Here is a 13,362-nt window from a genome sequence, read left to right as displayed (position 1 = left end):
GGTGCCGTTGCGTAGGCGACGAAGGAGCAAGCAACGGCACCTGATCGACGGGACCGCCAGGGGCGCGAACTCGAGCGCGCCAGCGCTCCAAAAGTTACTGTGCGGGGATGGAGATAGCAGGCAAGGTCGCGATCGTCACCGGCGCGGGTGCGGGTATCGGTGCCGCACTCGCCTATCGCCTCGTCGCCGGTGACGCGAAGGTCGTCGTCGCCGATCTCGATGCGGACAGCGCGGCGAAGGTAGCGGCCGACCTCGGTGACAACGCGATCGCGGTCGGCGGCGATGTGGCCGACGAGCAGGTCGTGGCGGAATCGATCGCCACCGCCGAACGCGAATTCGGTCCGGTGGACCTGTATTTCGCGAACGCGGGCATCGGCGGCGGTCCCGGCCTGGACAGCACGGAGGCCCAGTGGGCGAGCACCATCGAGGTGAATGTGATGGCCCACGTGCGGGCCGCGAAACTACTCGTTCCCGGTTGGCTCGAGCGTGGCAGTGGCTACTTCGTCTCCACCGCCTCCGCCGCGGGGCTGCTCACCCAAATCGGTTCCGCCCCTTATTCGGTGACCAAACACGCTGCGGTGGGCTTCGCCGAATGGCTTTCGGTTACGTACGGCGACAAGGGCATTCGCGTGAGCTGCCTGTGTCCGATGGGTGTGGACACCCAGCTGCTCACCGGTGCGCTCATCCCCGACGACCCGGAGGCGGGCGCGCTGGCGATCAAGGCCGTGAAGACCGCGGGCGCGGTGCTCTCCCCCGAAGAAGTCGCCGAAACTGTCGTCGAGGCGATGGCCGCCGAACACTTCCTGATCCTGCCGCACCCCGAGGTACTGCAGATGTACCGCAACAAGGGTTCGGACTACGACCGGTGGATTTCCGGTATGCGCCGGTTCCAGACCATGCTGCGCGCGTGAACAGCGGACGGTGCGCCCGAAAAAATTCGGCGAGGTAGCGGCGAGATCGCTCGATTCCTGCCACGATAGTCTCCAAGCCGCCGGTCACGATCCGCTGATCGGTGGAGGTCTACGCGGAGATCCGGCGATGGCGCACCTGATGTATTTCAAGAAGATTCGCGACGAGCTCACCGAGGTCGAGTACCTATGGGGGCCGAGCCGAGAACAACTCGACTCGTCCCTGGTCATCGACAAGAAGACCTTCGCCGCCCTCCCCGGACCACCCGACTCGCCCGCGGGCCAGATCATCCTGCGCGCCCGCCGCGGCAGCGAATGGCCCGAGGTCGGCGTCATTGCATCCTGAAGGCTGTGCCACGACGGGCTTCAGAGTCGACATCGCCCCGAGGTCGGCGTCATAGCCTCGTAAACGCTACTCGGTGACGAGCTCCGCGGCCGCTGTCCGCACCACCTCGGGGATCGCCACCGGTTTGCGGGTGTCGGCGTCGACATAGACGTGGACGAATTCGCCGGTGGCGGCGAGCTCGAGCCCGCCGTCGCCCGCGCGGAAGATCGCCAGGTCGTAGGTGATGCTCGAGGTGCCGAGGCGGGCGATCCGCAGGCCCACCTGGAGCTGGTCGGGAAAGCTGACCGAGCCGTGGAATCGGCACGACGTCTGCGCGACGACGCCGAGCGCGGGCAGCTCGGTGATGTCGGTACCGGTGGCGCGCATCAGCCAGGCGTTCACGGCGGTGTCGAAGTAGGAGTAGTAGGTCACGTTGTTCACGTGGCCGTACTGGTCGTTGTCGGCCCACCGGGTCGGCATCGGCCACAGGACGGGATAGCTCATCGGGCCATCATGCCGCGCTCCCCTGCCGGTGGTCGCGCGGGCTCACCCCGAAGTGCCGTTTGAAGGCGGTGCTGAGGGCGAAGGCGCTGCCGTATCCGACCTGGTGAGCAATGGATTCCACCGTCGCGTCGGATTCGGCGAGCAGATCGGCGGCGAGCGAGAGCCGCCATTCGGTCAGAAAGCTCATCGGCGGTTCCCCGACCAGCTCGCTGAACCGGCGGGCCAGCGCGGCCCGGGACATGCCGACCGCTTCGGCCAGGGCGACCACCGTCCACGGATGGGCCGGATTGTGCTGGAGCAGGCGCAGGGCCTTGCCGACCAGCGGATCACTGTAGGCGTGGTACCAGGCGGGGGCGTCGTCGCGGGCGAACCAGGCACGCAGGGCGGCGATGAGCAGCAGGTCGAGCAGGCGGTCGAGAACGGCGGTCTGCGCGGGCAGGTCCTTGGTCGCTTCGTCGACGAGCAGATCGAGCAGGCGGGTATCGAGCTCGCCGCGCGGCAGCACCGCGACCTGCGGCAGCGCACGCAGCAACCGTCTGCTCACCGCGCCCGCGGATTCGTAGGTTCCGGTGACCATCAGCGTCTCGCCGTCGATATCGGTGCCCCACTGGCGCACGCCCAGACTCAGTGTCTCGCACAGGATCTCGCCCTCGGGCGTCGTGGTGACCTGCCCCGGCTGGATGACGACCTGGGGTTCGGTCGCCGGATCGTCGGCCACCGTATACGGCTGCGGCCCACGGAAAACCGCGACGTCGCCCGCGCCGAGTTGCCGCGGCGGCATGGAATCGGTGCTGACCCAAGCCTTTCCGCGGATCATCGCGAGCACCGTGAGCGGGGCTTCGTCCTGCACGCGCAGCGACCACGGTGGGTTCAGCAGCGAACACATGAGGAACGCACCGCGGGCGCGTGGACCTTCGAGCAGACCGGCTAACGCATCCACCACTCCACAGTAGACGACAACCCGTAGACGACAACGCATGTTCGTGAGCGGCACGACGATGTCGCCGCGGGCCGCGCGACGGTGTACTTGTCTTATGACAAACACCGCTTCTCACCAGCAGCTTTCCCTCATCACCGGCGCTACCGGCAAGACCGGCAGCCGGGTGGCGGCCCTCCTCGAAGCCGCGGGCCGACCGGTCCGCCACGGCTCACGCACCGCGGCGATCCCCTTCGATTGGACCGACCGGCAGACCTGGGCGCCCGCGCTCGCCGGCGTCGACTCCGTCTACCTCGCCTTCCAGCCCGACCTCGCCGTACCCGGGGCCCCGGACATCATCCGCGCGTTCACCGCCGCCGCCCGAGCCGCGGGCGCGCGCTCGGTGGTGCTGCTGTCCGGTCGCGGCGAACCCGAAGCGCTGGAATGCGAAGAGATCGTGCAGAATTCAGGTCTGAGCTGGACCATCGTGCGCTGCGCCTTCTTCGCGCACAACTTCAGCGAAGGCGCCTTCGTCGACGACGTGCTCGCCGGTGCGGTGGCGCTGCCCAACGGCGATGTGCCGGAACCGTTCGTGCACGTCGACGACATCGCCGAGGTGGCGGCGGCCGCGCTCACCGACGCGCGCCACGCGGGTCAGCTCTACGAACTCACCGGCCCCCGCGCCCTGACCTTCGCCGACGCGGTCGGCGAGATCGCCGCGGCCACCGGTCGCGAGATCGCCTTCGTTCCCGTCTCCCGGCCGGAATTCGTTGCGGCCCTGAGCGAATACCAGGTCCCCGATGACGTGATCAGCCTGCTCGACTACCTGTTCGGCACCATCCTCGACGGCCGCAACACCGCCACCGCCGACGGTGTCCGCCGAGCCCTCGGCCGCGAGGCGCGCGATTTCACCGACTACGCCAAGGAAACCGCCGCCACCGGCGCCTGGACGCCTCGGCAGTAGTCGGACAGTTGATCACCAGGCCCGCACCGAGACAGCGCCCGAACGGCGAACTCGTAGGGCCTGGTGATCTTGAATTGCCGGGTACCCCCGCGCCGAGGCGGTACCGTCGAAGTGGTGGGTTCAGCGACGATCGACCGCAAGTTTCGGACGGCCCGCGCCGCCGTGTTCGCGGCCTTCACGCTGAACGGGGTACTGCTCGCGATGTGGGTGGTCCACATTCCGGCGATCACCGACCGAGCCGGGGTGTCGGCCTCGATGCTCAGCGTGCTCGTGCTGCTGATGGCCGGCGCCGCGCTCGTCGGCATGCGGCTCGCGGGCCCGGCCGCCGACCGGTTCGGCAGCCGCACACTGGTCGCCACGGCCGCGTCGGCGATCTCGGTGACCGTGCTCGGCCCAGGACTGGCGACCAGCCCGATCACTTTGGCGATCGCTGTGGCGTGCTTCGGGTTCGGCATGGGCGCCCTCGACGTGTCGATGAACACCCAGGCGGTGTACGTCGAACGGGCGTATCACCGGCCGATCATGTCCGCCTTCCATGCGATGTTCTCGGCGGGCGGGTTCGTCGGGTCGCTGGCGGGCGCGGCCGCGCAGTACGCGCAGTGGCCGCCGCAGCTGACGTTGACGTGCGCCGGGATCGCAGGATTGGTCGTCACCGCTGCCCTGGTGCCGCACCTGCTCGGCCGTCAACAGCCCGAATCACCCTCGCACCTCGAAGATTACGACAACGAGGGTGCGCGATCCGCGAACAGCGCGCGAGAGCGGCCGACAGCCGACCCAAGCGAACCGGCGGACCTGCGACACTGTACCGACGCGAGCAACTCGACAGGTTCACTGACCGCAACCTCCGGTCCCGCCGCTTCTGTTCGGCCCCGCGCCGAGAATCGCACCGACCAGCACGGCGATCGACACCAGCGGGCCCGAAAAGTGCTCTCGCTCGGGGCCGTCGCGTTCGTGCTGCTACTCGCGGAGGGCGTGGCGGCCGACTGGAGCGCGCTCCAGGTGCGCGAGCGCCTCGATACTTCCGAGGCCGACGCCGCCCTTGCCTTCGGCGCCTTCTCCGCGACGATGACCCTCGGACGATTCCTCGCGGACAGGGTGACCGGTGCGATCGGCCCGGTCGCCATCGTTCGCTACGGAAGTCTGCTCGCCGCAGCGGGATTCGCGGTGGTCATCGGATCGCCGTGGTTGCCACTCACCCTGCTCGGCTGGGCGATGTGCGGCCTCGGCCTGGCGGGCGGCGTCCCCCAGATCTTCTCCACCGCGGGCAATCTCGGCGGCACGACAGCAGCCACGGACATGTCGCGCGTCTTCACCATCGGCTACCTCGGCCTGCTCGCGGGCCCCGCGATGATCGGCTGGCTCACCGCCGTGATCCCGCTCACCGCGGCGCTGACCGTTCCGCTGGTCCTCACCCTGGCCTGCGCGGCCACGGCGAACGTCGTCAGTCGGTGAAGGTGATCCGGACCGAGACCGGCGTGCTCTGCAATGCGCGGAAGGTGGCCGCGGTCAGCCCGGCGAACACCGGATTGGGTGCGAAGGTGCGAGCCCGCGCGACGACATCGTCGGCCGGGCGCAGCTCAGCGGTCCCGGTTCGCCACCGCTTCCCCTGGCGGACCCGCACTGTCGGTTCCGCGCCGATATTGGCGGCCCACCCCGACCTGGTCCCGTGCTGGCTGATCACCCACGCGCCGCTGTCGTCGAACGCCACCGAGACCGGCACCACCCGGGCCTGCCCGGACTTGCGTCCGATCGTCTCGAGCTCGGTCGCGAACGAGGTGCGGATGCCGATCCGGCTCAGCGCGCGGACCGCCGGGTTGGCGACGTAGCGACCCACCGCCCGCTCGACCTCGAACTTGCGCCGCTTCGGGTCCTTGTTGTTCATGGTCGATCCCCTTCTGCTTCGGAACGCGTCGACGCCGTGATGCTTCAGCATGGCCGCTACCGTGAGCCACGGTGTGCGGTCGGGGTCGGGCTCGTCGCCCGCCCCGAGCAGATGCAGCTGATCAGTGTGCCACTGCAGGTCGAGGGCACCTTCGAGGCTCTTGACATTGGACAGTGTGGATACGCGCGCGGGCAGGCGCAGCGAGATCTGCGGGGAATGCAGTCGCGCGGTGCGCTCGTGCAGGATGTCACCCGCGGCATTCGGTGCCACCGCACTCGGCCTGCCGAGGCCGACCACATCGCACTCTCCCGACTCGACCGCGTCGACCATGGCCACGCGGGACCGGAATCCGCCGGTGACGGCCAGCGGCACCGACCCGGCGGCCGCCCGGACCGACTCGGCGTACTCGAGGAAGTACGCCTCGCGCGCGACGGTGCTCGCCGAACGCGCCGCCGGCCGGCCCATCATCGCCGGCGATTCGTAACTGCCGCCGCTGATCTCGATCAGATCCAGCTGCTCGGCGGCGAGGCGGCGCACCACCTCGCGCGACTCGTCCTCGGTGAAGCCGCCGCGCTGGAAGTCCGCGGAGTTGAGCTTGATCGCGACGGCGAACGACGTCGATACCTCGGCCCTGATCGCGCGCACCACCTCCAGCACGAATCGCGCCCGCCGTTGCGGGTCACCACCCCAGCGGTCGTCGCGCTGATTGGCCAGCGGCGAGAGGAACTGTGAGACGAGGTAGCCGTGCGCGCCGTGGATCTGCACGCCGTCGAAGCCCGCGCGCTCGGCGATCCGCGCGGTGGCGGCGAATCGGTGCACGATGTCGACGATCTCGGCGTCGGTGAGCGCGCGCGGCGCCGGGATGCCGGGCAGACCGAGCCCGATCGCCGAGGGCGCTACCGGCTGCGACCGGGTCGCGAGCGGATTCGCCTGCCTGCCGGGGTGATTGATCTGCATCCAGAGCCGGGCGCCACCGTCCTTGGCGGTTCGTGCCCAGCGGCGCAGGTCGTCGAGGTGGCGTTCGTCGGCGATCACGACATTGCCCGGCTCACCGAGGTGGTCGTGGTCGACCATCACGTTGCCGGTGACCACCAGACCGAAACCGCCGGTGCCCCACCGGCTGTAGAGCCGCTCTAGCCGTTCGTCCGGCGCACCGGCGGCGGTACCGAGCCCCTCGCTGAGCGCGGCCTTCATCAGCCGGTTGGGTAGCACTTGGCCGCACGGCAGGGCGAGCGGATCGCTCAGGGCTGTCATCGTCGGCTCCTCCGCGGATCACGTCGAGTACACCGATCGGTGTACTTACTCGACGGTAGTACACCGATCGGTATACTTCAATCGGACCGATCGAAAGGATGTCGATGGCAGCGCGCGACGGACTCGTCCAGAGCACGATCGACCTGGTGCGCCGCAACGGCGTCGCCGGGACCGGTGTCGCGAACCTGCTCGACCACAGCGGGCTCTCCCGCCGGACTATCTACCTGAACTTCCCCGGCGGCAAGTCCGAGTTGATCACCGAGGCCACCCGAGTCGCGGGCCGGGCGATGACCACGCTGATCGAGACCTTCAGCAAGAACACCAAGCCGGAGGAGACCATCGCGTCGTTCGCCGACGCGTGGAAACAGGTCGTCGAGTCCAGCGACTTCCTCGCCGGCTGCCCGATCGTGGCCGCGGCACTCGGACGCTCGGAGTCACCCGCGGCGGCCGACGCGGCAGGCGAGGCGTTCGACGACTGGGAGCGGACACTGGAGACCCGGCTCCGCGCGGAGAACATCGACCCCGATACCGCCAGCTCCTTGGCGACGACCGTCATCGCCACGATCGAGGGCGCGGTGGTGATGTCGCTGGCCAAGCACAGCACCGAGCCGCTCGACCGCGTCGGCCGTCACCTCACCGAGCTGGTCAGGGCACACATCCGCCCCGTCGGCACACCTTGACCCGCAGGCCCGACGGCGCTCCGGCCGAGGCCGGAGAGGCCGTCTGCGCACGGGAACGCTAGAGGTACATGCCGACGTCGGTCGAGTGGTCGATGGTGGATCGGATCTGGATCCCGCCGTCGCGGTGGGCGACCAGTTCGGCCAGGGTCGCGCCGTCGGGAAAGCTCGACTCGGCGGGAACGCCGTCCTGGCGGGCCAGCCACTCTTCGGCTTCCGTCGCCGAGAGCCGGCCGACCTCGAGTTGGGCCAGGCAGCGGCCCGGCCGCACCACGGCGGGGTGCAGCCGGGAGAGGTCTTCGTTGGTGGTGATCGCGATCAGCACGTTGCGGCCCTGGCCCAGCATGCCGTCGGTGAGATTGAGCAGACGCGAAAGCTTCTGCCCCGCTGCTTCTTTCGCCTCACCACGGATCAGTTCGTCGCAGTCCTCCAGCACCAGCAGCCGCCAGCGGCCGTCCTCGTCGTCGCCGTCGGCACCCGCCGCGACTTCCATCAGGTAGCCGGGATTGCTGAACAGTTCTTCCGGATCGACGACACAGTCGACCTGACACCACGGCGCCCACGACCGCGCGAGCGCACGTAGCGCGGTGGTCTTGCCGGTGCCGGGCTCACCGTGCAGCAGCACCAGCCGTCCCTTGATATCGGCGACGCCGAGCCCCATCAATCGCTCCATGCTCGTGGACACCGAGCCGGTGTAGTTGCCACGGATCTCCGCCCACGCGGGCGCCGCGATCTGGCGCCGTCTGCGCGCGGGGCGCCGGACGTCCATGTGCCAGAATCCCATCTCGACCGTGGCCGCACTGTCGCGTGACAGTGCTGCCCCATCGGTGGCCTGCGCCAGCACATCGACGGCGAGTTCGTCGCTCACCGCGGTCACTTCGATCGTGGCCGAACCGCTCGCCCACCGAACGGCCCGCAATGCCCAGCCGTCACCGGCCGCGAGCAAGGCGCTGCTGTCGTCGTCGGCGACCGAGCGCACGATCCGCGCGTCGGCGGGCCGCAGCGCCGCGTCGGGGCGCACCCGGTCGAGGTGGGCCTGGCGGGCGAACGGCTGGTCGCCACGCAGGAACGGGGCGAGGGCTAGCGCGTCGATCGCGTCGCGGGTCGAATAGGTGGAGTCGATGGTCGCCGACCACGGAAACGGCTCGCCCTGATCCTGCGGCTGACGCGGCGAATCGACGAGCCTGAGCTGTTCATTACGTGTGGACACCGAGCCCATGATCGTGGCCCTCGGCCCGGAATGTCCAATGACTTACGACGCGCACCGACGCGAAAACTCGCTGGCACCGTAGGCGAAGGCGTCGGTACGGTCGTAGGGTGACGTCCACTCAGCGCGACCAGTCCCCGCCGGAATCCGCCACGACGGCCGGGATCAAGGAGTGGATCGGACTGGCCGTCCTCGCCCTGCCGACGCTGCTCATCTCGATGGACCTGAGCGTGCTGTACCTGGCGATCCCGCGCATCAGCGAAGCACTCGAACCCAGCAGCTCCCAATTGCTGTGGATTCTCGACATCTACGGCTTCCTGGTCGCCGGCTTCCTCATCACCATGGGTACCCTCGGCGACCGCATCGGCCGGCGCAAACTCCTGATGATCGGCGCATTGGCCTTCGGCGCCGCCTCCGTGATCGCCGCGTACTCGACCAGCGCCAACATGCTGATCGGCACCCGCGCGCTGCTCGGCATCGCGGGCGCGACGCTGATGCCGTCCACGCTGGCGCTGATCCGCAACATGTTCCACGACGACCGCCAGCGCACCGCCGCGATCAGCGTGTGGATGACCAGTTTCATGGTCGGCATGGTGATCGGACCGCTCGTCGGTGGCGCGATGCTCGAGAACTTCTGGTGGGGTTCGGTATTCCTGGTGGCGGTGCCCGCGATGGTGCTGCTGCTGGCGACCGGCCCGTTCCTGCTGCCCGAGTACAAGGACCCGAATCCGGGCAAGCTCGACATTCTCAGCGCGGTTCTGTCACTGCTGTCGGTGATGGGCGTCATCTACGGCATCAAGGAGCTCGCCAAGGACGGCTGGTCGATCGAGGCCGTCGGCGTGCTGGTCGGCGGTCTGGTACTCGGCACGGTGTTCGTCCTGCGTCAGCAACGCCTGACCGATCCGCTGATCGACCTGCGCCTGTTCGGCAATGTCCGGTTCAGCGGATCACTGATCGCGTTGATGGTCGCCATGCTGGCGATGGGTGGGCTGTTCCTGCTGCTCGCGCAGTATCTGCAACTGGTGCTGGGCCTTTCGGCGTTCGAGGCCGGTCTGTGGACCGTGCCGCAGGCGGCGGCGATGGTCGTGGCTGCCGGGGTGGTGAGCGCGCTCGCGCCCAAGATCAGGCCCGCGTACCTGATGACCGGCGGCCTGATCATCGCCATGGCCGGGTACGCGCTGTTCACTCAGCTCGCCGGCGCCGACGACCTGGCGCTGATCGTCACCGGCATGGTGGTGTTCTCCCTCGGCCTGAGCCCGATGTTCGTCCTCGGCCTCGACCTGATCGTCGGCGCGGTCGACCCGGCGCGCGCCGGTGCCGCCTCCGCCATCTCCGAAACCGGTCAGGAATTGTCGGCGGCGCTGGGCGTGGCGGTGATCGGCAGCATCGGCACCGCCGTCTACCGCGGGCAGATGTCGGAGCAGCTGCCCGCCGGACTCCCGCCGGAGGTCGCGCAGGTGGCCGAGGACACCCTCGCGGGCGCCCTGCACGTCGCGACGACACTGCCCGAAACGCTGGGCGCCGAGTTGTCCACCGTCGCCCGCGAGGCCTACACCCAAGCGCTGCAGGTGAACTCGGTGGTCGGCATCGGGCTCACCGCCGTCGCCGCCGGGCTGGTCATGGGGCTGCTCCGGCACATCCCCGCGCCGAACGAGAAGACATCCGACATCGACTGACCGAAGTGGTTCGGACACAACAAATCCCGCCCGATGCTGACCGGGCGGGATTCGTCTCTCGCTGAGTTGTCCCCTCCGCGAGGTTCGTAGTCGGCCGATTCGGCCGAGGCCCTGACCGCTACTTGGTGGCCGGGGCGGGGTTGTTCGGCATCGGGGAGTTGATGGTGGTGAAGTACTGCACCGCGGCCATGATCGCGACGGGGGCGGTGATGAAGATCTGGCCCGCGAGGGTGCCGAGCGCGCCGATGGCCATGATGCCGGCGATGCAGCCGACGGCCGCGGCCGGAATGAACGGGCCGAACATGCCGACGATGGTGGCCGAGGCGATGGTGGCGCCCGCGATGCCGCCGAGCACACAACCGATCGCGCCGCCGCCGAGGCCGCCGACCAGGGTGGCGATGCTGGCGCCCAGGGAGATGGTGCCGGTCATGCGGCTCCAGGCGGCCTGCTCACGGTCGTACTCGCTCTTCCACGGAGCCACGTTCTCGTAGGGCAGCGCGACCGGCTTGTAGGTGGCGTGCGCCAGGTCGAACTGCGGGGTCAGCGTGGCGGTGCGGCCGGAGATGTCGGCGGCGATCGGGAACACGAATTCGTCTACGCGGAAGGCCAATTCGGTACCCGCGACGGTGGTGCCGTTGGCGGCCTTGATCTTGAAGACGCCGTCCTCGACCACCATCGAGCCCGCGTCGGTGCCGATGATCGTCGAGGTCTCGGTGGTGGTGGACGTGTAGTTGATCGGCTCATCCGCGGCAGGTGCTGCGTGGCTGGTTCCGGCAGCGATGCCGAGGGCAACGCTGACGGTGGAGGCCAGCAGGGCGAACTTGGTGATTTTCACGGGGGTGAACCTTTCGTGTTCCTCGTGGTGAGATGCGCGGCGCACAAGCTGCGGTCCGGGCGAGATGTGACCATAGCGAGGTAAGCCTCACCTATCAAGACCTTGCTTAGGCTAACCTCCAAGACGACCCAGTTTCGCCGCGAGAGAGAACCCTGATGAGAAATCCGCGTTGGTGCGGGTGGCTTCTTGCCGCATTCGCGCTGGTCGCAGTCTGTGCTCTCAGCCTGCTGGTCGGCACGAAAGCCATTGCGATCGGCGATGTCTGGCAGGCACTGTTCGGCGTGAGCACCACTCCCGATCACGTGACCGTCACCGAGTACCGCGTGCCACGCACTCTGCTCGGGCTACTGGTCGGGCTCGCGCTCGGCGTCGCGGGCTGCTTGATGCAGGGCCTGACCCGCAACCCGCTGGCAGACCCCGGCCTGCTCGGCGTCAACGCGGGAGCGGCCTTCGCGATCACCATCGCCGTCGCGATGTTCGGCGTGAGCGAGATCACCTCGTACGTCTGGTTCGGGTTTCTCGGCGCCGCCCTGGTGTCGGTGGTCGTCTACCGCGTGGGCACCGCCGGACGATCCGGCACCGACCCGGTGCGGCTGACACTGGCAGGCGTCGCCGCCACCGCGGTTCTCGGCGGCCTGACCAGGGGCTTGATCCTGATGCACCCCAAGGCTTTCGACGAAATGCGTCAATGGGATTCCGGCGGACTCACCGGACGCGGATTCGAGATCCTCTACGGCGCGACCCCGTTCATCGCCGCGGGCCTGATCATCGCGGCGCTGTGCGCGCGCTCGCTCAACGCGGTCGCGCTCGGCGACGATCTGGCGCACTCGCTGGGTGTGCACGTGGGGCGCACACGCCTGTTCACCGCGCTGGCGGTGGTGCTGCTGTGCGGCACCGCGACCGCGGCGGTGGGCCCGATCGCGTTCGTCGGTCTCGCGGTTCCGCATGTGGCCCGGTGGCTGATCGGACCCGACCAACGCTGGATCTTCGCCTATTCGCTGGTGCTGGCGCCGATCCTGGTGCTGTCGGCCGACATCGTGGGCCGCCTCGTCATTCGTCCCGATGAAGTTCCCGCAGGCCTGGTCACCGCGTTCCTCGGGGCGCCGGTACTGATCTGGCTGGCCCGTCGCGCAAGAGTAGGTGCCGCCGCATGAGTTCGACGATCGATTTCGGCCGCGCGATGCTGGTGGTCCGGCCGCGCGGAACACGCTTCTCCGCCCGGATCGGCGTGCGCACCCTGGTGGTTTGCGCTGTCCTGCTCACGATCTCGGTGGTGACAGCGGTGCTGGCCCTCGGCAGCGGTGACTACCTGATCCCGCCCCTGCGGGTGCTCCGCGCGCTGGTGATCGGCGACGAGCGATTCGACCGGCTGGTGGTGTGGGACTGGCGGCTGCCGCGCATCCTGCTCGCGCTGATCCTCGGCGCCGCGCTGGGCGTGAGCGGCGCCATTCTGCAATCGGTGACCAGGAATCCGCTGGGCAGCCCGGACATCGTCGGGTTCAACACCGGCGCCTACACCGGCGCGCTGATCGCCATCCTGACCCTGGGTGGTGGGCACCTGCAGACCGCGACCGGTGCGGTGATCGGCGGGCTCGGCGCCGCGCTGGTGATCCACCTCCTCGCGTTCCGGCACAACGTAGCCGGGTTCCGGCTGATCATCGTCGGCATCGGCGTCAGCGCCATGCTCGCCTCGATCAACACCTGGCTGATCCTGCGCGCCGACCTGGACGCGGCGATGTCGGCGGCGGCCTGGGGCGCTGGCACGCTCAACGGACTCTCGTGGCCGCAGGTCGGTCCCGCAGTGGTGATCCTCGCGCTGCTGGCGATCGCGCTGATCCCCGCGGCCCCCCGCTTACAGATCCTCGAACTCGGTGACGACACCGCCAGGGCGTTCGGCCTCGACGTCAGCCGGGCGATGCTGTGGCTGATCGTGCTCAGCGTCGCGTTCACGGCGGTGGCGACGGCGGTCGCGGGCCCGATCGCGTTCGTCGCCCTCGCCGCACCGCATCTGGCGCGCAAGCTGGCCCGCACACCGTCGATCGCGCTCGCGCCCTCGGCGGCGATGGGAGCGATGTTGCTGATCACCTGCGACTGGATCGCCCAGCACGCGTTCGCCCCGACGACCGTGCCGGTCGGCCTCGTCACCGTCTCGGTCGGTGGCCTGTACCTGGCGTATCTGCTGGTCGCCGAGGCGCGACGGAACTAGGAAAGCGA

At 68.9% G+C, this 13,362-nt stretch carries 13 protein-coding genes; 8 read left to right on the top strand and 5 right to left on the bottom strand.

Annotated elements, in window-relative coordinates; all coding sequences use genetic code 11:
• Window positions 1-107 precede the first annotated feature (107 nt).
• The gene (locus tag ACFQ9R_RS30400) at window positions 108-911 is read left to right on the top strand and encodes an SDR family oxidoreductase (protein ID WP_378995492.1); all 804 of its coding nucleotides are present in this window, start codon (window positions 108-110) and stop codon (window positions 909-911) included.
• Window positions 912-1,038: 127 nt separating this feature from the next.
• Entirely contained in the window at window positions 1,039-1,254 is a 216-nt protein-coding gene (locus ACFQ9R_RS30395; protein ID WP_378995490.1) for a hypothetical protein, read from the top strand.
• 66 nt (window positions 1,255-1,320) lie between these two features.
• Here the strand turns inward: ACFQ9R_RS30395 and ACFQ9R_RS30390 are convergent, their stop codons facing one another.
• Window positions 1,321-1,737 carry an acyl-CoA thioesterase gene (locus ACFQ9R_RS30390; protein ID WP_378995488.1) on the bottom strand — a complete coding sequence of 139 codons (417 nt, stop codon included), beginning with the start codon at window positions 1,735-1,737 and terminating at the stop codon, window positions 1,321-1,323.
• A 7-nt stretch (window positions 1,738-1,744) separates the two neighbouring features.
• Window positions 1,745-2,677: an AraC family transcriptional regulator gene (locus ACFQ9R_RS30385; RefSeq protein ID WP_378995486.1), complete on the bottom strand. Its 933-nt coding sequence runs from the start codon at window positions 2,675-2,677 to the stop codon at window positions 1,745-1,747.
• A gap of 94 nt (window positions 2,678-2,771) precedes the next feature.
• Here ACFQ9R_RS30385 and ACFQ9R_RS30380 point away from each other — a divergent pair, with 94 nt between their 5' ends.
• Both ACFQ9R_RS30380 and ACFQ9R_RS30375 read left to right on the top strand, forming a co-directional pair.
• A complete protein-coding gene (locus tag ACFQ9R_RS30380; RefSeq protein ID WP_378995484.1) occupies window positions 2,772-3,617 on the top strand; it encodes an NAD(P)H-binding protein in 846 nt (281 codons plus the stop codon).
• 114 nt (window positions 3,618-3,731) lie between these two features.
• Window positions 3,732-5,069 (top strand): MFS transporter, encoded by a 1,338-nt coding sequence (locus ACFQ9R_RS30375; RefSeq protein ID WP_378995482.1) that lies wholly within the window; start codon window positions 3,732-3,734, stop codon window positions 5,067-5,069.
• Here the strand turns inward: ACFQ9R_RS30375 and ACFQ9R_RS30370 are convergent.
• On the bottom strand, window positions 5,059-6,753 hold the full coding sequence (locus ACFQ9R_RS30370; RefSeq protein WP_378995480.1) for a nitroreductase family deazaflavin-dependent oxidoreductase: 1,695 nt from the start codon (window positions 6,751-6,753) through the stop codon (window positions 5,059-5,061). The genes ACFQ9R_RS30375 and ACFQ9R_RS30370 overlap by 11 nt on opposite strands.
• 104 nt (window positions 6,754-6,857) lie before the next feature.
• Here ACFQ9R_RS30370 and ACFQ9R_RS30365 point away from each other — a divergent pair, with 104 nt between their 5' ends.
• Window positions 6,858-7,433: a TetR/AcrR family transcriptional regulator gene (locus ACFQ9R_RS30365; RefSeq protein WP_378635667.1), complete on the top strand. Its 576-nt coding sequence runs from the start codon at window positions 6,858-6,860 to the stop codon at window positions 7,431-7,433.
• Between the two features lie 58 nt (window positions 7,434-7,491).
• Here ACFQ9R_RS30365 and ACFQ9R_RS30360 read toward each other — a convergent pair whose 3' ends face one another.
• Window positions 7,492-8,649, bottom strand: a complete 1,158-nt coding sequence (locus ACFQ9R_RS30360; RefSeq protein WP_378995478.1) for a DUF5925 domain-containing protein — start codon at window positions 8,647-8,649, stop codon at window positions 7,492-7,494.
• Between the two features lie 98 nt (window positions 8,650-8,747).
• On the opposite strand from ACFQ9R_RS30360, the gene ACFQ9R_RS30355 reads away from it, so the two are divergent.
• On the top strand, window positions 8,748-10,313 hold the full coding sequence (locus ACFQ9R_RS30355; protein WP_378995476.1) for an MFS transporter: 1,566 nt from the start codon (window positions 8,748-8,750) through the stop codon (window positions 10,311-10,313).
• A gap of 118 nt (window positions 10,314-10,431) precedes the next feature.
• Here the strand turns inward: ACFQ9R_RS30355 and ACFQ9R_RS30350 are convergent, their stop codons facing one another.
• Window positions 10,432-11,148, bottom strand: coding sequence for a hypothetical protein (locus tag ACFQ9R_RS30350; RefSeq protein ID WP_378995474.1), 717 nt, complete (start codon window positions 11,146-11,148; stop codon window positions 10,432-10,434).
• 155 nt (window positions 11,149-11,303) lie between these two features.
• On the opposite strand from ACFQ9R_RS30350, the gene ACFQ9R_RS30345 reads away from it, so the two are divergent.
• Window positions 11,304-12,302: an iron chelate uptake ABC transporter family permease subunit gene (locus ACFQ9R_RS30345; protein ID WP_378662344.1), complete on the top strand. Its 999-nt coding sequence runs from the start codon at window positions 11,304-11,306 to the stop codon at window positions 12,300-12,302.
• Entirely contained in the window at window positions 12,299-13,354 is a 1,056-nt protein-coding gene (locus ACFQ9R_RS30340) for a FecCD family ABC transporter permease (RefSeq protein WP_378995472.1), read from the top strand. The genes ACFQ9R_RS30345 and ACFQ9R_RS30340 overlap by 4 nt, the downstream gene beginning before the upstream one ends.
• Window positions 13,355-13,362 lie beyond the last annotated feature (8 nt).

This window comes from Nocardia sp. NPDC056541, assembly GCF_042794235.1.
In the GTDB taxonomy this organism is placed as follows: Bacteria; Actinomycetota; Actinomycetes; order Mycobacteriales; family Mycobacteriaceae; genus Nocardia.
This window is presented reverse-complemented; position numbering and strand designations above follow the sequence as displayed.

What these genes read in the sequence shown, in the direction of transcription:
- ACFQ9R_RS30400 (WP_378995492.1), top strand. Translation starts at nt 108, where the DNA reads ATGGAGATAGCAGGCAAGGTCGCGATCGTCACCGGCGCGGGTGCGGGT.
- ACFQ9R_RS30340 (WP_378995472.1), top strand. Translation starts at nt 12,299, where the DNA reads ATGAGTTCGACGATCGATTTCGGCCGCGCGATGCTGGTGGTCCGGCCG.
- ACFQ9R_RS30360 (WP_378995478.1), bottom strand. Translation starts at nt 8,649, where the DNA reads ATGGGCTCGGTGTCCACACGTAATGAACAGCTCAGGCTCGTCGATTCG.
- ACFQ9R_RS30365 (WP_378635667.1), top strand. Translation starts at nt 6,858, where the DNA reads ATGGCAGCGCGCGACGGACTCGTCCAGAGCACGATCGACCTGGTGCGC.
- ACFQ9R_RS30370 (WP_378995480.1), bottom strand. Translation starts at nt 6,753, where the DNA reads ATGACAGCCCTGAGCGATCCGCTCGCCCTGCCGTGCGGCCAAGTGCTA.
- ACFQ9R_RS30390 (WP_378995488.1), bottom strand. Translation starts at nt 1,737, where the DNA reads ATGAGCTATCCCGTCCTGTGGCCGATGCCGACCCGGTGGGCCGACAAC.
- ACFQ9R_RS30345 (WP_378662344.1), top strand. Translation starts at nt 11,304, where the DNA reads ATGAGAAATCCGCGTTGGTGCGGGTGGCTTCTTGCCGCATTCGCGCTG.
- ACFQ9R_RS30395 (WP_378995490.1), top strand. Translation starts at nt 1,039, where the DNA reads ATGGCGCACCTGATGTATTTCAAGAAGATTCGCGACGAGCTCACCGAG.
- ACFQ9R_RS30380 (WP_378995484.1), top strand. Translation starts at nt 2,772, where the DNA reads ATGACAAACACCGCTTCTCACCAGCAGCTTTCCCTCATCACCGGCGCT.